Raw genomic sequence first — 21,506 nt, forward strand, 5'->3', positions numbered from 1 at the left:
CGGGCGGCGCCCGCAGTGCTCACGTACCGAAGTGCGCTGCGCCTGCTCTGCTCCGTCCTCGCACGATCTGCCGTCGCTCGCTGCGCTCGTTCAGCGCTTCGCGGGCTCGATCGCATTGGCCGGCTTCATGTGCTCGAGGATCTCGGCGACGCGATCGCCCAGAAACTTGTTCGCGGACTTCTCCAGCGCGCGTGACACTTCGGCATCGACCGCCATGTTGGCGAGCGGCCGCAGCCGCCAGATCAGGTCGGCGAGTTTCGGCACATCCTCGGCAGGCGGCAGCCGACCGTCATAACGATCGAGCAGGCGCACGACCATCTGCACGATCTCGTCGGCCACGCGTTCGACGTTGAGGCGCAGGTGCTCGACCAGCATCAGCATGTCGTCGAGCGGCATGCCGGCCTTGGTCAGCTCGGCGCCGGCGACCAGGATCTTCGGATTCGGCGCGCGGAAACGCAGACCTTCCGGCACCAGCAGGCCGAGCTTGAGCACGCGATTCAGTGTCGCCGGCGCGAAAGCGCTGATGCCGTACATCTTCAGCAGTTCCGGCATCGTGAACAGCCGCGGCGTTTCGTTCGACCAGGGGCTGCTGATCGCGCGCTCGAGACCGATGATGTCGTGCAGCTGCTGGCCCTTGTCGAGGCCGTCGAACAATTCGCCGATGTTGGCGATCGTGTAGCCACGCGACAGCAGCTGGTTGACGAGCTCGAGCCGGCGCCGGTGTTCCCCGGTGTAGATGCCGACCCGGCCGCGTCGTTCCGGCGGATTCAGCAGGCCGCGATCCTGATACGCGCGCACGTTGCGCACCGTGGTGCCGGCGACACGCGCGAGTTCGTCGATCGTGTATTCGTCGCTTGCGTTCGCGTCGTCGTTGGCCGGCCCGGCCTTGTCGGCCGGTGCGTTTTCGGAAGAAGCCATGGCGCGGATCATAAAGGAGCCTCCGCGCCAATGGCGGATCGCATCAGGCGGCGCGGGCGAGCGCGCCCGCATCCAGATCGCGCAGCAGCGGTTCGATGCCGCCGAGATATTCGCGATTGTCGTGCTGCCAGGGGTGGAAGCCCGGCTTGAAGTAGTCGAACCATTCGCCAGTGGCACGCCGCAAGGGGCCCGGATTGACGAACAGGAAGCGCAGCGTGCGGCGCCAGCCGCCGCGCTCGGCGCGGGCGCCGGCATCGGCGCGCGTCAGCTGCCACATGAAGATCGTGACCAGCGGCCAGAACACGAGGCTGGCGGTGATCAGGCCGATGCAGCGCTGCAGATAGCGCAGGGGATTGCGACCCATGACGGTCGCCCAGACGTCGTACGCCACGGCCTTGTGCTCGGTCTCCTCCAGCGCATGCCAGCGCCACAGCCGCGCGAAATGTGGTTCGGCCTCGCCGACGACGCGTGAGTCCTGCAGCAGGCTGTTGGCCATGATCGCCGTCAGATGTTCGAGCGCGATCGTGACCGACAGTTGCGACGATTTCGGCAGTACGCGCTTCATGAACTCGGTGAACCTGAATACGAAGCGTTGCAGCCGCGCGCCCGGCAGGCCGGCTTCGTCGAGCATCGCATTGCATTCGGTGTGTTCGCGGCCGTGCATCGCTTCCTGGCCGATGAACGCCGTCACGGCCTGTTGCAGTTGCGGTTCGGCGATCTGCGCGCGGTAGTGACGCACGGCGTGAATGAAGAAGCGCTCACCGTCCGGGAAGAACAGCGACAGCGCATTGAAGAAGTGGCTGACGTGGCGACCCTGGTCATGCCAGTCCCCGACGCGAGCGGCCGGCAGGCTGAAATGCAGATCGCGGCGGGTCGGCATGACCGGCTCGTGTTCGCCGGCACTTGAAGGGGTCTGGCTCGTCATTTCTCACTCCGTCAATGTTACATTTATGAATGTAACTATCTTGACTGAGCTGATCAACTGGCCGCACCGCCCGAGCCCGCTGGCGTTCTGGCCCGCGCTGTCGAAACGGCATCGGGAGACGCTTTCAGGTCAATGAAATGATTAGACAATCCTTGCATTTCTGAGTCGCAGTGCATTGCCGATCACGGACACCGACGAGAGGCTCATCGCGGCGCTGGCGATCATCGGCGACAGCAGCAGACCGAAGATCGGATACAGCAGGCCGGCCGCGAGCGGGACACCGAGCGCGTTGTAGGCGAAGGCGAAGAACAGGTTCTGGCGGATGTTGCGCATTGTTGCGCGCGACAGCCGCACCGCCGTGGCGATGCCGCGCAGATCGCCCGACAGCAGGGTGACGCCGGCGGCCTGCATCGCGATGTCGGTGCCGGTGCCCATGGCGATGCCGACATCGGCAGTCGCCAGCGCCGGCGCATCGTTGACGCCGTCGCCGGCCATTGCCACGCGCCGGCCTTCGCCCTGCAGTTTCTTCACGGCGCCGGCCTTGTCGGCCGGCAGCAGGTCGGCAATGACCTCGTCGATGGCCAGGCTGCCGGCGATGGCGTCGGCCGTGCGGCGATTGTCGCCGGTCAGCATGATCACGCGCAGACCCGCTTCACGCAGTGCGCGCAGCGCCTCGGCGGTGGTCGGCTTCAGCGCGTCGGCGATCGCCAGTACGCCGGCGACGCGATCGTCGACCGCGACCAGTACCGCCGTCTGCGCGTTACCGCGCGCGGCATCGGCGGCGGCCTCGCAGGCATCGACGTCGATCTGCCGCTGCCGCATCAGCTGGCGGTTGCCGACCAGCACACGGCGCGCGTCGATCCGCGCCCAGGCACCGAGGCCCGGATCAGAGCCGAACTCGTCGGCTCTCGCGCGCGGCAGCCCGCGCGCAGCGGCGGCCTCGACGATGGCGCGCGCCAGCGGATGCTCGCTCGCCGTCTCGACGGCGGCGGCGAGCCCCAGTACCTCGTCCTCGCTGAAACCGGGCAGGACCGTGACGCCGCGCAGGCCCGGCCTGCCCTCGGTCAGCGTGCCGGTCTTGTCGACGACGACGGTATCGATGTTCTGCAGGGTTTCGAGCGCGGCGGCATCGCGGATCAGCACGCCGCTGCGCGCGCCGCGGCCGATGCCGACCATGATCGACATCGGCGTCGCCAGGCCGAGCGCGCAGGGACAGGCGATGATCAGCACCGAGACCGCCGCGATCAGCGCATGCGCCGCGGCCGGTGCCGGCCCCCAGACCCACCAGGCGACGGCGGCGACGACGGCAGCCGCGATCACCGCCGGCACGAAGATCGCCGAGACGCGGTCGGCAAGCCGCTGCACCGGCGCGCGCGAGCGCTGCGCCTGCGCAACCTGTCGGACGATCTGCGCGAGCAGGGTGTCGCGGCCGACGCGGCGCGCTTCGATCAACAGACTGCCGGTGCCGTTGACGGTGCCGGCGGCGACCGCGTCGCCGGACTGCCGCGTTTGCGGATTCGGCTCGCCGGTCAGCATCGATTCGTCGACGTGGCTGCGGCCTTCGATGACGGTCGCATCGACCGGGATCTTTTCACCCGGTCGCACGCGCAGGCGATCGCCGACCCGGACGGCTTCGAGCGCGACATCGCTGTCGTCGCCGCTGGCATCGACGCGGTGCGCGATCGGTGGTGCCAGCGCCAGCAGCGCGCGGATGGCGCCCGAGGTCTGCGCACGCGCGCGCAGTTCCAGCACCTGGCCGAGCAGCACCAGCGTGATGATCACGGCAGAGGCTTCGAAGTACAGCGGCGTCATGCCTCTCATCGCGAAGCCGGCCGGCAGCGCCTGCGGCAGCAGCAGCGCGTACAGGCTGAAGGCGTACGCGGCGGCGACGCCGAGCCCGATCAGCGTGAACATGTTGAGGCTGCGGTTGCGCAGCGATGCCCAGCCGCGCTGCCAGAACGGCCAGCCGGCCCACAGCACGACCGGCGTCGCCAAGGTCCACTGCAGCCAGCCGCCAAGCGCCGGTCCGAGCCTGTGCATCAGGTTCAGACCGGCTGGCAGCAGATCGCCCATGCCGAGCGCCAGCAGCGGTACGCTGAGCACGATGCCGACACCGAGTCGACGCGTCATGCTGCGCAGCTCACCGTCGTCCTCGACGTTCGCGGTCGGCGCTTCGGGTTCCAGCGCCATGCCGCATTTCGGGCAGGCACCCGGATGATCCGCGCGGACCTCCGGGTCCATCGGGCAGATCCAGAACGTGCCGGGTACAAGTTCGATCTGCGCGTCCGGCGCGGCGGTGCCGCCAAGGTAGCGCTGCGGATCGGCGACGAACTTCTGCCGGCAATGCGCCGAGCAGAAATGCAAGCGCTGCCCGTCGTGATCGGCATGCAGCGCGCTGGTCGCCGGATCGACGCGCATGCCGCATACCGGATCGGTCGCGCCGGTCGCATCGTCGGTCTGCCGATGTGCCGCGCCAGCGCAGCACGAAGCCGCCGCCGTCGTTTCGCGCGAGTCGAGATAGGCGCGCGGATCGGCCGCGAAGCGCCGGCGGCAGCCGTCGCAGCAGAAGTGGTAGGTCTTGCCGCCGTGCTCGTGACGATGGGGGCTGCGGCCCGGATCGACCTGCATGCCGCAGACCGGATCGTTCACCGCCGCGGCGGCATTCTCCGTCGTGCCTGCGCAGCCACTCATGCCGCGTCTCCGGACAGGGCCTGCAGGATCGGGCAGGCCTGCAACGGGCCGTGACCGGGGCAGGCCTCGATCAGCTGGTACAGACCGTCGCGCACGCGCCGCAGTTCGGCGAGCTTGTGATCGACGACCGCGAGCTTGGCCTCGGCCGCCTGCTTCACCGCGCGCACCCCGCGTTTGCCGGCGTCCCCGCGCAGGCCGCTCAGCTGCAGCAGTTCGGCGATCTCGGTCAGCGTGAAACCGAGTTCCTTGGCGCGGCGGATGAAGCGCAGGCGCTGCACGCTGTCGGCCGGATAATCGCGATAACCGGACGCGCGGCGCGGCGGCGCCGGCAGCAGGCCGGCGCGTTCGTAATAGCGCACGGTGTCGATGCCGACGCCGGCGCGCTCGGCGAGCCGGCTGATGGTCAGGCTGGCGCTGGCGGATAGCGTCATCGGGCGTTCCTCATTCTCAAGTCGCGCCATGCTAAACCCTGGACCAAGGCCCAGAGTCAAGCCTTTGGCCGGCGCAGCGGCGTGCCGAAGCCGGGATCGTTCGATACGCGCCGCGCGAGTTCGCGGCCTGGGGGCCGGTACCAGCCAGGATCGCGCCCGTCACCGGGCAGTTCGTCGCGCACTTTCAGCACGGTGAACATGCCGCCCATCTCGATCGCGCCGTGCGGCCCCTGACCGGTCATCATCGGCAGGGTGTTGCCGGGCCCCGCCATCATGCCCATCGCCAGATGCGCGCTGTGCTCCGACATGCCGTTGCCGCCCATCGCCATGTAGCCGGGCAGCAACTGGCGCACGTCGTCGGCGACTCCGCGTGTGTCGACACCGAGCGGGTTGGCGATGCCATGGCCCATCGCGTTCATCGTGTGGTGCGACATGTGGCAGTGGAACGCCCAGTCGCCGGCCGCCGCGACGAACTCGATGTCGCGCGTCTGGCCGACGCCGACGATCTCCGTGACTTCCGGGCGCCACAGCGCATGCGGCCAGCGGCCGCCGTCGGAGCCGGTGACCAGGAAGCGGTGGCCGTGCAGGTGGATCGGGTGATTCCACATCGACAGATTGCCGAGGCGTATGCGTACGCGCTCGCCACTGCGCGCGAGCAGCGGTGCGGTTGCCGGATACACCTTGCTGTTGAAGGTCCACAGATCGAAGTCGCTCATGATCGACGGATCGGGGCGCGACGTGCCGGGATGCAGCGCCCAGTTGTGCAGCAGGATCGCGTAGTCGCGATCGACCGGCACCGCCTCGCCGTCGCGCGGGTGAATGACGAACAGGCCCATCATGCCGAGCGCCATCTGCGTCATCTCGTCGGCATGCGGGTGATACAGCTGCGTGCCGTGCTGGCGCAAGGTGAATTCGTAGACGTAGGTTTCGCCGGGGGCGATGCCCGGCTGGTTGAGGCCGCTGACGCCGTCCATGCCGCTCGGCAGCAGGATGCCGTGCCAGTGCACCGACGTTGCCTCCGGCAGATGGTTGGTGACGTAGATGCGCACGCGATCGCCTTCGACCGCTTCGATCGTCGGGCCCGGCGTGCCGCCGTTGTAGCCCCAGCATCTGGCAACACAGCCCGGGGCGAATTCGTGCTCGATTTCCTCGGCGACCAGATGGAACTCCTTGACGCCGTCGTTGATCCGGAACGGCAGCGTCCAGCCGTTCGGCGTGTGCACCGGCCGGTAGCGCGCGCCGCCCAGGGCCGGCGCCGGCGACGGCTCCGGCGTGGCGGCTGGCGGCATCGACATGCCCGGCATGTCGTGCATCTCGTGCTGCGCGCGGGCGCGGCCGATCAGGCCGGCGCCGAGCCCGGCGGCGCCGAGTGCGGACAGCAGATGACGGCGGTTCAGATCAGTGCTCATGAGCAGTCTCCGGCGTGGCGGATGCGGGATCGGGGATGCAGTCGGCCGTTGCCGGCATCGGCATGTCCATCGGCATGTCGGGCATCGCCGCCATGCCGCAGTCGCCGGCAGTCGGCGCCGGTACGGGCAGGGGCACGGCGGCTTCGCTTGCGGGTGTGCTCGGCAGGCGCCTGCCAACGGCTTGTGCCAGGCCAGCGCGCGCCACCCAGTAGTCGCGCAGGGCGTCGATGTAGCCGGTGTACGCGGCGTCGGCCTGCTGGCGCGTCGCCAGCAGATCGAAGACGTCCACCAGCATGTAGTTGAACGCGCGCTGCGTCTGCTCGACGACGTCCTCGCGGGCGGGAATCAGCTGCGTGCGGTAACGCTCGACGCGTTGGCGTGCGTCGCGTACGCGTGCGTCGGCGGCTCTCACCTCGTGGATCACGTCGAGTTCGCGCGCCCGGACTTCGGCCTCGGCGATCTGCAACTCCGCCGCGCCGCGCGCGGCGCGGCCGCGTCCCCAGTCGAACAACGGCAGCGCGATGCGGGCGCTCGGTCCGCCATGCACGCTGCCGTCGTAATCGCGCTCGCGCTCGGCGCCGACCTCGATGTCGCCGAGCCATCGGCTGCGACGCGTCAGTCCGTAGCGTTGCGCGACCGCGTCGGCATGCCGGCGCGCGGCCGCGAGATCGAGACGTGTCGCCATCGCCAGTTTCAGCAGGTCGTCCACGGAATCCTCGGCGGCCGCCGGCAGGGCCAGCGGTTCGGCCAGGCGCCATCGATCGTCGTCGTCTGCGCCCAGGCCCAGCAGGCGGCTGAAATCGGCACGCGCCAGTTGCCGTTCGAGGCCGGCGGCGTCGGCGGCGAGTGCCGCCTGGGTCGCGGCGGCCTGCTCCAGCGCGAGATCGCGCGGCGCGAGATTGCCGGCGGCGGCATAGCGCTGCGCCAACGCCGCCGCGGTCTGCGCCGCCTGCGCCAGTTTCGCCTGCAGCTGCGCCTGCTGTTCGGCGGCCGCCACACGCCGGTAGGCGGCTTCGACCTCGGCCGCCAGCGCCAGCGCCGCATTGCCGACCGTCAGCCTGGCACTGTCGAACTGCGCAGCGGCGATCCGCGTGCGGGCATGCAGAAACAGCAGATCGGTGAAGTTGACGGCGATGCCGAGCGTGAGCTGCGTATGCGGCTCGCCGCCGGCCGACAGCGACGTGGCCGACAGCAGCGGATTGGCGAGTCGGCCGGCTTCGTAGACGTCGGCGGCGGCAATCCCGAGCTGCGCGGTGGTGGCGCGCAGCTCGGGATTGTCGAGCAGCGCGAGCTGGATCGCACGGTCCAGGGACAGAGGTTCGGCCAGCCACGATGGTGCGGGGTCGCGGCGCGCCTCCGGCAGGTTCAGGCCGCGGTCGGCGAGCTGCTGCTCGACGTCGTGGCGGCCGAGATCGGCGGGCAGACTGCTGCATCCGGCGAGCAGCACGGACAGGCACAGCGTCGCCGCGATCGGACGATGGGAAAACATGAGGAACTCCGGGAACGGTCACGGAACCGGTACACGCGGCGCGCGTGCCGGGCTTCAGGCGAAGCGTGTGCGTTTTGGAGGTCGCAAAAGATCGAAGCCCGGCGGCGGCCGTGGTGCGGCGATGCGGCGCGCGGCCGGCGTCTCGACACGGCCGAGGCCGGGATCGAAACCGTTGCCCGGGACCGAGAGCGTCGCGATGCCGGCGCACTGTGCGCCGCAGAGCGCGCCGCAGTGGCACTGGCGGTCGGTTGCCGAATGATGCGCCCCGTGCGGCGTCGCCATCGCCATGCCGGCGTGGTGGTGATGTACCGGCGTCGCCGGCATCGACGCCGGCTGGCGATGCGACGCGCAGCCGCTGGCGATCGCATTGGCATAGCCGTTCAGCGGCAGCAGCACGATCAGCAGCCAGAGCACCAGGGCGGATGCGGATTTCACGGCCGCAGTATCACGACGCGCCGGGCCGGCGACAAGCTGGAGTCAGGTCCGGACTTGCGCGGCGTTCAATTGCGCGACGGGCAGGTGGCAAGGTGATCGTTGACGACACCGACCGCCTGCAGATAGGCGTAGACGATGGTGCTGCCGACGAACTTGAAGCCGCGCTTGAGCAGGTCCTTGCTGATGCGATCGGACAGCTCGGTCTTCGCCGGCACATCGCCCGTGCCGCGCACATTGTTGATCAGCGGCGTGCCGCCGACGCAGCCCCAGAGGTAGGCGTCGAAGCTGCCGAATTCCTTCTGCACTTTCAAAAAGGCCTGGGCGTTGATGCGTGCCGACCGGATCTTCAGCCGATTGCGGACGATGCCGGGATCAAGCATCAGCTTTTCGAGCTTCGCGTCGGTGAAGCGCGCGACCTTTTGCGGATCGAAGTCCGCGAACGCCTTGCGATAGCCGTCGCGCTTTTCGAGGATGGTCCGCCACGACAGGCCGGCCTGCGCGCCTTCGAGGATCAGGAACTCGAACAGCACGCGGTCGTCGTGCTGCGGCTTGCCCCATTCCTCGTCGTGATAGCGGATGTACTCGGGTGTCGAAAGGCACCAGCTGCAGCGTTTTTCGGCAGGCATGCGGATCGCGATCGTCGGACGGAAACCGCATCGTCGTCGCTTTGCGCGTCCGGCGCCAGTCCGTCAAAGAGCAACCACATGGTTGCATGATGAGGTCGGCTCGGCCCAGAATCAGCCACGAGGAGCTTGTTCATGAGCATGGATCAGATCGAAAAGAAGGTGGTCCTGAAGGCGCCGCGCGAACGCGTCTGGCGCGCGGTCAGCGAGGCCGATTCGTTCGGCCGCTGGTTCGGCGTCGACTTCGACGGGCCGTTCGTCGCCGGTCGGAAGCTGAGCGGCCGGATCGTGCCGACCACGGTCGATGCCGAGGTCGCGAAGCTGCAGGCACCGCATGCCGGCACGCCGTTCGCGTTCGTCGTCGACGCGATCGAGCCGATGGATCGTTTCGCGTTCCGCTGGCATCCGTTCGCGATCGATCCGGCGGTCGATTACTCGCTGGAGGCGATGACGCTCGTCGAATTCCTGCTCGAGGACGCGGAGGGTGGCGTGCTGCTGACGATTCGCGAATCGGGCTTCGAGCGCATTCCGCTTGCGCGCCGCGCCGCGGCGTTTGCCGCCAACGACGGCGGCTGGACGCACCAGACCCGGCTGGTCGCCAAGTATCTCGCGCTGCCGGCGTGAAACGCGCAACGGCGCTCAGGGCGGCCGATACCGCACGCGCATTCTCGGCGCTTGGTGATGCGACGCGCCTGCGTATCGTCGGCCGGCTTGCTGACGGCGGCCCCCTGTCGATCGTGCGCCTGGCCCAGGGTGGTGCGATCTCGCGGCAGGCCGTCACCAAGCATCTGCGCGCGCTGGAACACGCCGGCCTGGTGCGCAGCCGGCGCGCCGGCCGCGAGCGGCTGTGGCAGCTGGAGGGACAGCGGCTCGCGGACGCGCGCCGCTACCTCGATCAGATCTCGGCGCAGTGGGACGCCGCGATCGCGCGCCTGCGCGCGTTCGTCGAGGACGCGCCGGCCTGATCTGCCGCGGAACAGCGCGCGATTTCAGCTGAAGTGCATGCGTTCGCCCAGCGGCTTTTCGTTGACGACGCCGTCGCGGTAGGCAAGCCCGCCGTTGACCCAGGTCGCGAGAATCCTGGCCGGAAAGGTGCGGCCCTCGACCGGTGACCAGCCGCACTTGTACAGGATGTCCTCCTTCTTCACGGTCGTCGTGCCGTGCGGATCGACCAGCACCAGGTCGGCGAAATAGCCCTCGCGGACATAGCCGCGATCGCGGATGCCGAAACGCTCGGCGACCGCATGACTGGTCTTGTTGACGACCGTGCGCAGGTTCAGTTCGCCGCGCTTGACCAGTTCGATCAGCATCAGCAGCGAGTGCTGCACGAGCGGCAGCCCGGACGGTGCCTTGAAGTAGCTGTTGGCTTTTTCCTCGGCGGTGTGCGGCGCGTGATCGGTGGCGATCACGTCGATGCGATCTTCCATCACCGCGTGCAGCAGCGCCTTGCGGTCGGCCTCGGTCTTGATCGCCGGATTGCACTTGATCAGATTGCCGAGCGTCGCGTAGTCGGCTTCGCTGAAATAAAGATGATGGGCGCAGGCCTCGACGGTGATCTTCTTGCCTTTCACCGGACCCGGCGTGAAGAAGGACAGCTCGCGCGCCGTCGTCAGATGCAGCACGTGCAGGTTCGCGCCGTATTTCTTCGCCAGGCCGGTCGCCAGTTCGGTCGACTTGTAGCAGGCGGCTTCCGAACGGATGCGCGGATGCTCGCTGATCGGCACGTCTTCGCCGTACTTCTCGCGCGCGGCGGCCTCGTTGGCGAGAATCATCGGCGTGTCCTCGCAATGCGTGACCACCATCAGCGGGCAGCGCGAGAAGATGCCTTCCAGGGTCTTCGGATCGTCGACCAGCATGTTGCCGGTCGAGGCGCCCATGAACACTTTCAGCGCGCAGGCTTCATCCGGCTGCAGCGCGGCGATCTCTTCGAGATTGTCGTTGGCGCCGCCGAAGTAGAACGCATAGTTGGCGAACGAGCGTCCGGCCGCGTTCGCATACTTCTCGGCCAGCAGCTTGCGCGTGGTGATCGCCGGCTTGTTGTTCGGCATGTCGAAGTAGCTGGTCGTGCCGCCGGCCACCGCCGCGCGCGACTCGGTGTACAGATCGCCCTTGTGTGTCAGGCCCGGCTCGCGGAAGTGCACCTGGTCGTCGATCACGCCCGGCAAAAGCCAGTGGCCGGCGGCGTCGAATACCTCGACGCCCGCCGGCGCATCGATCTTTTTCGCGATCTTCTCGATGCGACCGTTCCTGATCAGCAGATCGGCGGCGGTTTCGTGACCTTCGTTGATGATGTGCGCATTGGTAATCAGCATGTCCGTCTCCGCGGTGGTTTGCGCCCATGGTAATGGGTTTGGGCGATCGGACGGACTATGATCGCCGGCAACGAGGAGATATCGATGGACGAACAGATCCAGTACGGCGCCTGCAATCTCTGTGAAGCGATCTGCGGCCTGGAATTCCGCATTCGCGACGGCCACGTCGTGTCGATCCGCGGCGACGAGCGCGATCCGCTGTCGCGCGGCCACATCTGCCCGAAGGCCGTGGCGCTGCAGGATCTGCACGAAGACCCGGATCGCCTGCGCAAACCACAGAAGCGCGTCGGCGATCAATGGCTGGAAGTGAGCTGGGACGAGGCGCTGGATGAAGTCGCCGACCGGCTCGCTGAAGTCGCGCGCCAACATGGCGGCAGCGCGGTTGCCGGTTATCTGGGCAACCCCAGCGTCCACAACTGGGGGATCATGACGCACAGCAGCGCGCTGTTCGCGCCGCTGAAGACGCGCAGCCGCTACTCGGCGACGTCGGTCGACCAGTTGCCGCACCAGCTCGTGAGCTACTGGTTGTACGGGCACCAGCTGCTGGTCAATGTGCCGGATATCGATCGCAGCCAGTTCATCCTGATGCTCGGCGCCAATCCGATGGCATCGAACGGCAGCCTGTGGACGGTGCCGGATTTCCGCAAACGCCTGAAGGCCATGCAGGCGCGCGGTGGCAGGCTCGTCCTGATCGATCCGCGCCGCACCGAAACCGCCGAAGTCGCCGACGTGCACCATTTCATTCGTCCGGGTGCGGACGCTGCGCTGCTGCTGGCCCTGCTGCAGGTGATCTTCGAGGAACGGCTGGCCCAGCCCGGTCGTCTCGCCGGATTCACCGATGGCCTCGACGAAGCCGCAGCGCTGGTCGCGCCGTTTACGCCCGAGCGCGCGGCCGCGGTCAGCGGCATCGACGCCGAGACGATCCGCAGCCTTGCGCGTGAACTCGCAGCCGCAAAAGCGGCTGCCGTCTACGGGCGCATGGGTGTTTCGACGCAGGCGCACGGCACGCTGTGCCAGTGGGCGATCGCGATGCTCAACATCGTCACCGGCAACCTCGATCGCGAGGGCGGCATGATGTTTCCACATCCGGCGATGGACCTGATCAAGGGCGCGGGCTCCAGGCCCGGTCACTACGGCGCCTGGAAATCGCGTGTACGGGGCCTGCCGGAATTCGGCGGCGAGTTGCCGGTCGCAGCGCTGGCCGAGGAAATCCTGACGCCGGGCGACGGCCAGCTGCGCGCGCTGATCACGATCGCCGGCAATCCGGTGCTGTCGACGCCGAATGGCCGTCAGCTCGAAACGGCGCTCGGCCGTCTCGATTTCATGGTGTCGATCGACTGCTACCGCAACGAAACCACGCGTTTTGCCGATTTCATCCTGCCGCCGACCGGTGGTCTCGAGCACGATCACTACGACATCATTTTTCACCACTTCGCGATGCGCAATACCGCGAAGTACAGCCCGCCGCTGTTCGCCAGGCCGGCGGGTGCACTGCACGACTGGGAAATCTTCGTCGCGCTGGGCCGACGCCTGCGCGCGCGCCTGCAGCCGCATGCCCGCAAGCCGCTGATGCAGAGGCTCGCCGCGAAGCTCAAGGACGAGTTCATGATGCGCCTGCCGCCGCATCGCATGCTCGACCACGCCCTGCGCAATGGACCGTATGGCAAACGCTCGTCGCACAAGCTGAGTCTGAAGAAGCTGCGCGCCGTGCCCGAGGGCATCGACCTCGGCCCGCTGCAAGCCGAGCTGCCCGCGCGCCTGTGCAACAAGACGCGACGCATCCAGTGTCTGAACGATGAGTTGCGCGCCGAACTGCGCCGCTACGACACGGTGCTTGCGACGCAGCAGGGCGAGGCGCCGCGTGACGGCGAACTGTGGCTGATCGGCCGTCGCCATGTGCGCAGCAACAATTCCTGGATGCACAACGCGCAACGCCTCGTCAAAGGCAAGCCGCGTCACCAGCTGTTCATGCACACGCAGGATCTGGCTGTGCGCAACCTCCGCGACGGCCAGATCGTGCGTGTCGTGTCGCGCGTTGGCCGGATCGATGTCGAAGTGCAGGCGACCGAGGACATCATGCGCGGCGTCGTCTCGCTGCCGCATGGCTGGGGCCATGCGCGGCCCGGTGTGCAGCAGCGCATCGCGCGTGAGCACGCAGGGCAGAGCGTCAACGATCTGACCGACGAGCGCGAGCTGGATCTGCTGTCCGGCAATGCGGCCCTGAACGGCGTGCCGGTGACGGTACTCGCGCAGCCACTGGAGACACCGCACGCCGCTTGAAGCGAAGGCCTCGGGTTTCGACCTGCCAATGCAACACTCGGACGGCCATACTCGCGGCCTGCGGCGCCGACGGGGTTTGTCGGCCTGCGACCGGCGACGGCCGGTATCGATTCCACGAAGGAGCAGGGCATGAGCAACATCATCGGAGAGTTGGCCAGTCAGTTCGGGATTGCACCGGAACAGGCCGAAAGCGCGGCCGGCAGCGTGCTCAAGTTCGTTCAGGCGCAGGCAGGCAGTGGCGAATTCCAGCAGTTGCTGGCCGCGCTGCCGCAGGTCCAGCAGTGGATTGCGCGGGCCGGACAGGCGTCGTCGGCGGGTGGCGCCGGACTGCTGGGGCAGCTCGGCGGCCTGGCCGCCAGCCTCGGCGGCGAAGCCGGTGGCATCGCTGGCGTACTGACCGCGCTGCGTCACAGTGGCCTGAAGCCGGACATGATCGCGCCGTTCGTGCCGGCGCTGCTGCAGCAGCTTTCGGCGCATGTCGATCCGGCGCTGGTGACTCGACTGATGGAGTCGGTGCCGGCGCTCAAGGAACTCGCTGCCACCGGCGGCGGCTCGCTGGGCGGGCTGGGTGGCTTGCTCGGAGGGCTCGGTGGCAGCCGCTGAACCCGGCGCCGGCCGGCGACTCCGGGCCGTGGCCGCGATGTTGCTGCTTGCCGCCGCGTCGTTGACCGCGCAGGCGGCGAGCATGGGACCGCTGGTCACCGACAAGCCGGTGCGCTGGAACGGTGGCACGTTCAAGCTCGGCGACGCCGAAGCGCAGGTGCGCAAGGCGGCGGGACGCTATCCGGACAGCGCACAACCGCTCTACATGTCGGAGCGATATCCGATCGGCGAGAGCTGGACCTTCCTCGGCAACAGGCAGGATCTGCGCGTGCTGCGGGTGGAATTCATGCGCGGCCGCGTGTCGCGCGTCTGGACGGAAAGCGGGGAGACCGCGGACGAGCCACTCTCGCGGCAATAGGCAGCGTGCCGGACGCGCTCAGCTTCGAGCGCCGGCATCGTCGCCCTTGTGCTGCTGGCGGTTCTGCGCCCGGCGCACCTGATCGAGCGCATCCGGATATGGCAGATCGTTCTGCCAGCGGCCTGCACTGTACGGGCGTGGATCGCGGTCGGCGGCGACGTCCCGTTCGGCGTGATCGAGAAAATCCTGGGTGTAGCGCAATTGCGCTTCGAGATAGCGCGCGTTCTGGTTGAGCATCTTGTACAGATCGAGATCACGGCAGTCGTTCATCGCCCGGCGCTGCGCATCCAGCGCCGAACTGATGTCGCCGACATCGGCATCGAGCTGGCGCAGGGCAAGGCCGCGCTGGTAGTAATGCGAAAACATCAGATTGCGCTCGCCCGGACAGACCGAGCGATAGCTGTTGCCGCTGCGTCCCTCGTTCACGGCATTGGTCGGCTGGCAGTACAGCTGCAGGCCTTCTTCGCGACCGCTGCCGTACGCCGCGGCATCCGGCGTGATCCCGTATTTGCCGCAGGCTTCGATGTGTTCGCCGAGTCGCGAGGCCTCGTAGCCATGCGCGCCGTCGCTGCGCCCGAGTTCGCGCCAGTCGACGGTATGACACTCGCTCTCGTTCAGCGTGGCGCAGCCTGCCAGCAAGGCGACCGCCAGACACGATACCGATGCCGCGCCGATCCCGATCCGATTCATCGTTTGCTCCCCCGAGCCCTGAGCGAGCTTAGCCGCTTCCCGGGCGGCTTGCGTCGTCGGCGATCGCGGGGCGACGCCTGCGGCACTTGTCGCTTCAGCTTCAATCGAAGCCCGCCACGAGGTTGACCATCGGCGGCGCATCGTCGCTCGCCTCTGCGCCCGCCAATCAGCTGTTTCGGGGTTTCTGGCTGTAGGCCTCGAGTCGCAGGCCGTGCCAGGCGATCGCCAGCAGCCGCCACCAGCGTGGCCGGTACAGTGCGTCGATGAAGCGCTGGAAGCGACGCAGTTTTTCGGTGGTGTAGGGGTACCAGTTTGCTTCGATCTTCGATCCGGCCTGATCGATCAGCACCGCCTTGCTGCGCGTGAAACCGAGCAGGCCTTCCGGTCCGCGCAGCTTGCCGAAACCGCTCTTCTTGGCGCCGCCGAACGGCAGGCCCGGATTGCCCTCGCTCATGTTGACGTTGTTGATCGAGACGCCGCCGACTTCGAGCGCCGCGGTCACGCGCATCGCCCGCGCCCGGTCCGCGGTGAAGACGCTGGCGCACAGGCCATAGTCGGAATCGTTGGCGAGCCGCAGCGCTTCGGGTTCGTCGGCGAAGCGCATCACCGGCAGCACCGGACCGAAGGTCTCGTCACGCCAGACGCGCATGTCGGGCGTGACCCGATCAAGGATGATCGGCTGCACGAGCAGCGATTCGCGATCCGGCACCCGCCCGTGGCGCAGACGCGCGCCCATTGCCAGGGCTTCCTCGACGTGCCCGATGACCTTGTCGCGCTGGAACGCGGCCGTCATGCGGCCGACATCGGCATCGCCGGCGTCGCCGCTGCGCACCACGAGCTTGCCGGCCTCGGTCACCAGCTCGTCGACGAAGCGCTCGCAGATGCCCTCCTGCACCAGCACGCGCTCGACGCCGCTGCAGGACTGTCCGGCATTGGTGAACGCGCCCCACAGGGCACCGGCCACCGCGCGCGGCGTATGGGCGTCGTCGAACACGATCATCGGGTCCTTGCCACCGAGTTCGAGTTCGACCGGGATCAACTGCCGCGCGGCCTGCGCCATGATCTTCGCGCCGGTGGCGCCACTGCCGGTGAAGAATATCTTCGCGGGTCCGGCATCGATCAAGGCCCGGCCCATGGCGCCGTCGCCATAGACCACGTGCACGAGGTCCTGCAGCAGCGGCGAGCAGATCATGAAGTCCTCGATCAGACCTTCGCAGGGCGCGTGCTCGGAGGGCTTATAGACGATGGCGTTGCCGCTGACGACGGCCGCGGCAATGGCGGTGATCGCGTTGTGGAACGGGTAATTCCAGGGACAGATCACGAGCACGGCACCGAGCGGTTCGTGCCGCAGCAGCGACTTCTTGCCGAGCAGGGTGATCGGCGTGCCGACCTTCTCCGGTGCCAGCAGCCGCTCGGCATGCTTCTGCAGCCAGGCGATCCAGTCGACGGCGCCGATGATTTCGGCGATCAGCGCATCGGTGCGGCATTTGCCGACCTCGGTCATGACGCGTTCGACGATGTCGTCGCGACGCGCGAGGATCAAGGCCTGCAGTCGGGACAGCTCGGCGAGGCGCTGCGCAACGCCGAGATGGCGGTGGCGGGCGTAAGCCTGGCGGGCCGCAGCGAAGGCGGCGGCGGCGATCGATTCGACGGTGTTTGCGGACATGGGTGGCCCCGGTGCAGCGATTCGCCCATGTTGCCTCGCGTCGAAGGTCCGGCCTTGACCGTTGCCGCCAATCTGGCGCCGCCCTGCGTCAAAACGACCCCGTCCCTCCGGACAGCAACGCAGCGATTTTGCTTGGTGTTGGCAGGCCCTAACGCCAGTCGCCCCAGATCGCCTGCATCGCGGCGATCGCGGCCACCCCTGCAGTCTCCGTGCGCAGGATGCGCGGGCCCATGCGCAGACCGATGAAACCGGCAGCCGTGGCCTGTCGCAGTTCGGCGTCGCCGAGTCCGCCTTCGGGGCCGACCAGCAGCGTGACCGGGCTGCCCGGTGCCGGCAGCTCGCGCAGGGATCGCGTCGCGAGCGGGTCCAGTGTCAGCCCGATGCCGGCGGCGGCCGCGGCCGGCAACCAGTTCGCGAGCGGCTGCACTTCGGCCAGCGCCGGGATGCGGGTGCGCCCGGACTGCTCGCAGGCCGAGGTGATCACGCCGCGCCAGTGTTCCAGCTTCTTGTCCCAGCGCTCGGCGTCGAGCCTGACGACGCTGCGCGATGACAGCAGCGGCACGATGCGCGTGACGCCGAGTTCGACGGCCTTCTGCAGCGTGTAGTCCATGCGATCGCCTTTCGACACGCATTGCGCGAGCGTCAGGTCCAGCTGCGATTCGCGGTCGACCGGCATCCGTTCGCCCAGCGTCGCGCTGGCATCGCGTTTGCCGACATCCTGCAGGGTCGCCGCGAATTCGCCGCCACGGCCATCGAAGGCCACGAAGCGCTCGCCGGCGCGCAGGCGCAGGACCTGGACCAGATGACGGAACGCGGCGTCGGGCAGGTGCAGCGACGCGCCGGCGAGCAATTCGACGTCGGTGATGTGAATGCGGGGATCGGCCATCCGCCAAGGATACGACAGCGTGCCGGCGCTGCTGAGCAAAGTCCCCGATTCAGGCCGGCGGCGGGCGGCGTTATAGTCGAAGCCCGTTGAGACCTGCCGGGACGGAGCGAGCGACATGGACACCACGCGATATCTGCCGGGCGGACTGCGCGCCCGGACCCTGAGCGCCATCGTGATGCTGTTGACCTTCAGCGCCTGCAGTCACAACGATTCGCCGTTCGATGACCGTGTCGGCGACGCCAGCCAGTACGCGGCGCAATGTGCGCTGCCGCGTTCCGGCACCGACCCGTACGACAACAACCAGCCGTATCCGGACCGGCAAGGCACGATCGCCGACGAGCGCAACTGGCTGTATGCGTACATGGATGCGATCTATCTCTGGTATCGCGAGATTCCGGACGTCGATGCCTCGCACTACACCGTCGCCAACTACGGATCGGTGCCGGATGCCATGGATGCCTACTTCGAGGCGCTGAAAACGCCCAAGCTCACGGCGTCCGGCAAGCGCGAGGACGCTTTCAGCTTCACGTATCCGACCGATCAGTGGGAAGCCCTGTCGCAGGGCGGCGTCGCCGTTGGTTACGGCACGCAGTTCGCCGTGCTGGCGTCGACGCCGCCGCGCGATGTGCGCATCGCCTATACCGATCCGGGCACGCCGGCGGCGGCTGCCAATGTGGCGCGCGGCGCCGTGATCCAGGCGATCGACGGCGTCGACATCAATACCAGCACCAGTGCCGGGATCGATACCCTCAATGCCGGCCTGAGTCCGCAGACCGAAGGCGAGACCCACAGCTTCACGATCCAGGACCTCGGCAGCAGCACGTCGCGCACGGTGGTCCTGCAGGCTCAGCAGGTCACCGAAACGCCGGTCCAGAACGTCCAGGCCATCAGTACGCCGAGCGGGACGGTCGGCTACATGCTGTTCAACGATCACATCGCGACGGCCGAGGGCGAGCTGATCAATGCGGTGCAGCAACTCAAGGCGGCCGACATCGGCGATCTGGTGCTCGATATCCGCTACAACGGCGGCGGCTATCTCGATATCGCCAGCGAACTGGCGTACATGATCGCCGGTCCGTCGCGGACGTCCGGCAAGGCCTTCGAGCGCCTGAGCTACAACGACAAGAACCCGCTTGGAAGTTCGTCCGATGCGACGACCTCGTTCCACAGCACGGCGGTCGGCTTCGACCCGTCGGTATCGCGCGGCAGTGCGCTGCCGTATCTGGGCCTGAGTCGCGTATTCGTGCTGGCTGGCCCCGGTACCTGCTCGGCGAGCGAGGCGGTCGTCAACGGCCTGCGCGGTGTCGATGTCGATGTCGTCCTGATCGGCGGCACGACTTGCGGCAAACCCTATGGTTTCTATCCGACCGACAACTGCGGACTCACGTACTTCGCGATCGAATTCCAGGGCGTCAACGCCAAGGGCTTCGGCGACTACGCCGACGGCTTCACGCCGCAGTGCGGTGTCGACGACGACTTCACGCATGCGCTCGGCGATACCCAGGAAAGCCTGTTTTCGGCCGCGCTCGCCTATCGCAGCAGCGGCAGCTGCCCGAGCAGCGCCAAGCTGGCGAACGCGCGGCCGCCACTGAGCCTGCTGCGTTCGCCGCTGCGGGAAAACCTGATCGTCAAGCCGCCGCGCTAGGCTGCTCGCGACGGCAGATCAGGCGGCGAGTTCGCCGCCGCGCAGCCTGTCGATTTCCTGCCGCGGCGGCGCGCCGAACAGGCGCTTGTATTCGCGGCTGAACTGCGAGGCGCTCTCGTAACCGACGCGGTGCGCCGCCGCGTTCGCTTCCAGACCCAGCGACAGCATCAGACGCCGTGCCTCGTGCAGGCGCAGCTGCTTCTGGTATTGCAGAGGCGACATCGCCGTTACCGCCTTGAAGTGATGATGCAGGGCCGATGCACTCATGCACGCGGCATCGGCCAGTTCGTCGACACGCAAGGCCTCGCTGTAACGCGTGCGCAGCACGCGGATCGCGCGATGAATGCGCTCGGCGCGGCTGTCGGCCGTCGCCAGCTCGCGCAGGCGGTGGCCGAGTTCGCCGATCAGCACGCGATAGTAGATCTCGCGAATCGCCAGCGGCGCGAGCACCGGCGCATCCTGCGGCGTGTCGAGCAGACGCATCAGACGCAGCACCGCGTCGAGCAGCGGCGCCGTGCTGCGTGCCGAATACAGACCGCGGTCGATGCCCGTGCCTGGTCCGGTGCGTGAGTCGGTTTCGAGCATCAGGGCACCGATGTCCTGCGGATTCACCGACAGGCGCAGACACAGGTAGGGCTTTTCCGGTGAGGCATCGATGACCTGGCCGACAACCGGCAGCGTGACCGACACGACCAGATAGTGCAGGGCGTCGTAGACGTAGCGTTCGCCGTCGAGCAGCACGTGCTTGCGGCCCTGCGCGACGACGCAGATCGCCGGGTCGTAGACGGCAGGGGCGCATTGCGTGGTCGAACTGGCGCGCAGCAATTGCAGCGGCGCCAGTGCCGTTTCGTGCATGCCGTCGGCAGGCGTCAATCGGGCAATGCGGGCGGCGAGTTCGGTACGCGGCGCGGCCAGCAGGGCATCATCGGTGGCGGCGGCAAATGCTGTGGACATCGTGACTTCCGGTGCTTCGGGGGATGTCGCGATTATGCGCCGAGCGCTTCGTGGTGCGAGCGCACGAAAGCGCAATTGCAGGATCAGGCAAGCATCGGACAGCAATCGTCTAACGCCGATCCGAAGCCCGCCCGTATTCTGCACGCTCCCCGCTTTCCCCCCGACCACAGGAGCAATCCGTGCGCATTTCCATTTCCATGCGTCAGCTCGGCAGCCACGGCCCGCGCGTCTCCGCGATGGGGCTCGGGTGCATGGGCATGTCCGAGTTCTACGGCGCGGCCGACGAGAGCAACTCGCTGGCTGTCCTCCACCACGCGCTCGATCTCGGCGTGAATTTTCTCGATACCGCCGACATGTACGGCGTCGGCGCCAACGAGCGTCTGCTGGCGCGCGTGCTGGCGACGCGCCGTGACGATGTGGTGCTGGCGACCAAGTTCGGTATCCGTCGTGGTCCCGACGGCGAAAGGCTTGGCGTCAGCGGTCGTCCCGACTATGTGCGCGCCGCCTGCGATGCCAGCCTGCAGCGCCTCGGTATCGACACCATCGACCTCTACTACCAGCACCGTGTCGATCCATCGGTACCGATCGAGGAAACGGTCGGCGCGATGGCCGATCTGGTCGACGCCGGCAAGGTGCGCTGGCTCGGCTTGTCCGAAGCCTCGGCGACGACGCTCAGGCGCGCGGCCAGGGTTCATCCGATCACCGCGCTGCAGAGCGAATACTCGTTGACCTCGCGCGACATCGAAGCCGACGTGCTGCCGGCCTGCCGCGAACTCGGCATCGGCCTGGTGGCCTACAGCCCGCTTGGCCGCGGCTTTCTCAGCGGCGCGATCCAGACCACCGACGATCTGGCGCCGGACGATTTCCGCCGGCACCTGCCGCGCTTCTCGGACGCCAACCTGAGCAGCAATCTCGAACTGGTGGCTGCGATCACCGAACTCGCCGCGATCCGCGGCGTGCTGCCGGCGCAACTGGCACTGGCCTGGCTGCTCGATCAGGGCGAGGACATCGTGCCGATTCCCGGCACGCGCCGGATCGGTCGTCTCGAACAGAACGTCGCCGCCGCGGCGATCACGCTGAGCGAGCACGAGCGCCGTGCGATCAGCGCGATCCTCGCTGCCAGCCAGGTGCTCGGTTCACGCTACCCGGAAGCGGGCATGGCGATGGTCAACGTCTGAGCGCGGCCGTCGT

General features: G+C 67.8%; 20 protein-coding genes. 7 read left to right on the forward strand and 13 right to left on the reverse strand.

The annotated features are described in order from the left end of the window. Positions 1 to 90: 90 nt before the first annotated feature. From G7Y85_RS07385 to G7Y85_RS07420, 8 genes are all read right to left on the reverse strand, one after another. Positions 91 to 918 carry a MerR family transcriptional regulator gene (locus G7Y85_RS07385; RefSeq protein WP_166254231.1) on the reverse strand — a complete coding sequence of 276 codons (828 nt, stop codon included), beginning with the start codon at positions 916 to 918 and terminating at the stop codon, positions 91 to 93. 43 nt (positions 919 to 961) lie between these two features. Continuing rightward, positions 962 to 1,843 carry a metal-dependent hydrolase gene (locus G7Y85_RS07390; RefSeq protein ID WP_206675521.1) on the reverse strand — a complete coding sequence of 294 codons (882 nt, stop codon included), beginning with the start codon at positions 1,841 to 1,843 and terminating at the stop codon, positions 962 to 964. Positions 1,844 to 1,984: 141 nt separating this feature from the next. Beyond that, positions 1,985 to 4,534, reverse strand: coding sequence for a heavy metal translocating P-type ATPase (locus G7Y85_RS07395; RefSeq protein ID WP_166254234.1), 2,550 nt, complete (start codon positions 4,532 to 4,534; stop codon positions 1,985 to 1,987). After that, complete coding sequence (locus tag G7Y85_RS07400) at positions 4,531 to 4,965, reverse strand: MerR family transcriptional regulator (RefSeq protein ID WP_166254237.1); 435 nt, start codon at positions 4,963 to 4,965, stop codon at positions 4,531 to 4,533. Before G7Y85_RS07400 ends, G7Y85_RS07395 begins: the two co-directional genes overlap by 4 nt. A 56-nt stretch (positions 4,966 to 5,021) precedes the next feature. Further along, positions 5,022 to 6,362: a multicopper oxidase family protein gene (locus G7Y85_RS07405; RefSeq protein ID WP_166254676.1), complete on the reverse strand. Its 1,341-nt coding sequence runs from the start codon at positions 6,360 to 6,362 to the stop codon at positions 5,022 to 5,024. A 1-nt stretch (position 6,363) separates the two neighbouring features. After that, positions 6,364 to 7,863: a TolC family protein gene (locus G7Y85_RS07410; RefSeq protein ID WP_166254240.1), complete on the reverse strand. Its 1,500-nt coding sequence runs from the start codon at positions 7,861 to 7,863 to the stop codon at positions 6,364 to 6,366. A 54-nt stretch (positions 7,864 to 7,917) separates the two neighbouring features. Next, complete coding sequence (locus G7Y85_RS07415; RefSeq protein WP_166254243.1) at positions 7,918 to 8,298, reverse strand: hypothetical protein; 381 nt, start codon at positions 8,296 to 8,298, stop codon at positions 7,918 to 7,920. Between the two features lie 65 nt (positions 8,299 to 8,363). After that, positions 8,364 to 8,924, reverse strand: a complete 561-nt coding sequence (locus G7Y85_RS07420; protein WP_166254246.1) for a DNA-3-methyladenine glycosylase I — start codon at positions 8,922 to 8,924, stop codon at positions 8,364 to 8,366. 132 nt (positions 8,925 to 9,056) lie between these two features. Between G7Y85_RS07420 and G7Y85_RS20170 the strand changes: the two genes are divergently transcribed. Together G7Y85_RS20170 and G7Y85_RS20175 are read left to right on the forward strand one after the other, a co-directional pair. After that, entirely contained in the window at positions 9,057 to 9,545 is a 489-nt protein-coding gene (locus G7Y85_RS20170; protein ID WP_206675523.1) for an SRPBCC family protein, read from the forward strand. Further along, on the forward strand, positions 9,542 to 9,886 hold the full coding sequence (locus G7Y85_RS20175; RefSeq protein ID WP_206675524.1) for an ArsR/SmtB family transcription factor: 345 nt from the start codon (positions 9,542 to 9,544) through the stop codon (positions 9,884 to 9,886). The genes G7Y85_RS20170 and G7Y85_RS20175 overlap by 4 nt, the downstream gene beginning before the upstream one ends. A 24-nt stretch (positions 9,887 to 9,910) precedes the next feature. On the opposite strand, the gene G7Y85_RS07430 is transcribed toward G7Y85_RS20175, so the two are convergent. Continuing rightward, positions 9,911 to 11,233 (reverse strand): dihydroorotase, encoded by a 1,323-nt coding sequence (locus G7Y85_RS07430; protein WP_166254249.1) that lies wholly within the window; start codon positions 11,231 to 11,233, stop codon positions 9,911 to 9,913. Between the two features lie 84 nt (positions 11,234 to 11,317). Here G7Y85_RS07430 and G7Y85_RS07435 point away from each other — a divergent pair, with 84 nt between their 5' ends. The 3 genes from G7Y85_RS07435 to G7Y85_RS07445 all read left to right on the forward strand — a co-directional run bounded on the left by G7Y85_RS07435 (position 11,318) and on the right by G7Y85_RS07445 (position 14,474). Continuing rightward, positions 11,318 to 13,513, forward strand: a complete 2,196-nt coding sequence (locus G7Y85_RS07435; protein ID WP_166254252.1) for a molybdopterin-dependent oxidoreductase — start codon at positions 11,318 to 11,320, stop codon at positions 13,511 to 13,513. A gap of 129 nt (positions 13,514 to 13,642) precedes the next feature. Continuing rightward, positions 13,643 to 14,116 carry a DUF2780 domain-containing protein gene (locus G7Y85_RS07440; RefSeq protein WP_166254255.1) on the forward strand — a complete coding sequence of 158 codons (474 nt, stop codon included), beginning with the start codon at positions 13,643 to 13,645 and terminating at the stop codon, positions 14,114 to 14,116. After that, on the forward strand, positions 14,103 to 14,474 hold the full coding sequence (locus G7Y85_RS07445; RefSeq protein WP_166254258.1) for a hypothetical protein: 372 nt from the start codon (positions 14,103 to 14,105) through the stop codon (positions 14,472 to 14,474). The genes G7Y85_RS07440 and G7Y85_RS07445 overlap by 14 nt, the downstream gene beginning before the upstream one ends. 18 nt (positions 14,475 to 14,492) lie before the next feature. Here G7Y85_RS07445 and G7Y85_RS07450 read toward each other — a convergent pair whose 3' ends face one another. The 3 genes from G7Y85_RS07450 to G7Y85_RS07460 form a co-directional block, all read right to left on the reverse strand. After that, positions 14,493 to 15,164, reverse strand: coding sequence for a DUF2799 domain-containing protein (locus G7Y85_RS07450; protein WP_166254261.1), 672 nt, complete (start codon positions 15,162 to 15,164; stop codon positions 14,493 to 14,495). Between the two features lie 166 nt (positions 15,165 to 15,330). Beyond that, positions 15,331 to 16,830 (reverse strand): aldehyde dehydrogenase family protein, encoded by a 1,500-nt coding sequence (locus G7Y85_RS07455; RefSeq protein ID WP_166254264.1) that lies wholly within the window; start codon positions 16,828 to 16,830, stop codon positions 15,331 to 15,333. Between the two features lie 148 nt (positions 16,831 to 16,978). Beyond that, on the reverse strand, positions 16,979 to 17,716 hold the full coding sequence (locus G7Y85_RS07460) for a 16S rRNA (uracil(1498)-N(3))-methyltransferase (protein WP_166254267.1): 738 nt from the start codon (positions 17,714 to 17,716) through the stop codon (positions 16,979 to 16,981). Between the two features lie 115 nt (positions 17,717 to 17,831). On the opposite strand from G7Y85_RS07460, the gene G7Y85_RS07465 reads away from it, so the two are divergent. Further along, positions 17,832 to 19,361, forward strand: coding sequence for a S41 family peptidase (locus G7Y85_RS07465; RefSeq protein WP_166254270.1), 1,530 nt, complete (start codon positions 17,832 to 17,834; stop codon positions 19,359 to 19,361). 18 nt (positions 19,362 to 19,379) lie between these two features. Here the strand turns inward: G7Y85_RS07465 and G7Y85_RS07470 are convergent, their stop codons facing one another. Then, positions 19,380 to 20,315 (reverse strand): AraC family transcriptional regulator, encoded by a 936-nt coding sequence (locus G7Y85_RS07470; RefSeq protein WP_166254273.1) that lies wholly within the window; start codon positions 20,313 to 20,315, stop codon positions 19,380 to 19,382. Positions 20,316 to 20,506: 191 nt separating this feature from the next. Here G7Y85_RS07470 and G7Y85_RS07475 point away from each other — a divergent pair, with 191 nt between their 5' ends. Next, complete coding sequence (locus tag G7Y85_RS07475) at positions 20,507 to 21,493, forward strand: aldo/keto reductase (RefSeq protein WP_166254682.1); 987 nt, start codon at positions 20,507 to 20,509, stop codon at positions 21,491 to 21,493. The last annotated feature ends 13 nt before the right edge of the window (positions 21,494 to 21,506 follow it).

The sequence above is a fragment of the Solimonas terrae genome, from assembly GCF_011067135.1.
GTDB lineage: Bacteria > Pseudomonadota > Gammaproteobacteria > Nevskiales > Nevskiaceae > Solimonas > Solimonas terrae.

Coding starts and splice junctions, on each gene's coding strand:
- G7Y85_RS07385 (WP_166254231.1), bottom strand. CDS start 918: ATGGCTTCTTCCGAAAACGCACCGGCCGACAAGGCCGGGCCGGCCAAC.
- G7Y85_RS07390 (WP_206675521.1), bottom strand. CDS start 1,843: ATGACGAGCCAGACCCCTTCAAGTGCCGGCGAACACGAGCCGGTCATG.
- G7Y85_RS07395 (WP_166254234.1), bottom strand. CDS start 4,534: ATGAGTGGCTGCGCAGGCACGACGGAGAATGCCGCCGCGGCGGTGAAC.
- G7Y85_RS07400 (WP_166254237.1), bottom strand. CDS start 4,965: ATGACGCTATCCGCCAGCGCCAGCCTGACCATCAGCCGGCTCGCCGAG.
- G7Y85_RS07410 (WP_166254240.1), bottom strand. CDS start 7,863: ATGTTTTCCCATCGTCCGATCGCGGCGACGCTGTGCCTGTCCGTGCTG.
- G7Y85_RS07420 (WP_166254246.1), bottom strand. CDS start 8,924: ATGCCTGCCGAAAAACGCTGCAGCTGGTGCCTTTCGACACCCGAGTAC.
- G7Y85_RS20170 (WP_206675523.1), top strand. CDS start 9,057: ATGAGCATGGATCAGATCGAAAAGAAGGTGGTCCTGAAGGCGCCGCGC.
- G7Y85_RS07430 (WP_166254249.1), bottom strand. CDS start 11,233: ATGCTGATTACCAATGCGCACATCATCAACGAAGGTCACGAAACCGCC.
- G7Y85_RS07435 (WP_166254252.1), top strand. CDS start 11,318: ATGGACGAACAGATCCAGTACGGCGCCTGCAATCTCTGTGAAGCGATC.
- G7Y85_RS07440 (WP_166254255.1), top strand. CDS start 13,643: ATGAGCAACATCATCGGAGAGTTGGCCAGTCAGTTCGGGATTGCACCG.
- G7Y85_RS07450 (WP_166254261.1), bottom strand. CDS start 15,164: ATGAATCGGATCGGGATCGGCGCGGCATCGGTATCGTGTCTGGCGGTC.
- G7Y85_RS07455 (WP_166254264.1), bottom strand. CDS start 16,830: ATGTCCGCAAACACCGTCGAATCGATCGCCGCCGCCGCCTTCGCTGCG.
- G7Y85_RS07460 (WP_166254267.1), bottom strand. CDS start 17,716: ATGGCCGATCCCCGCATTCACATCACCGACGTCGAATTGCTCGCCGGC.
- G7Y85_RS07465 (WP_166254270.1), top strand. CDS start 17,832: ATGGACACCACGCGATATCTGCCGGGCGGACTGCGCGCCCGGACCCTG.
- G7Y85_RS07470 (WP_166254273.1), bottom strand. CDS start 20,315: ATGTCCACAGCATTTGCCGCCGCCACCGATGATGCCCTGCTGGCCGCG.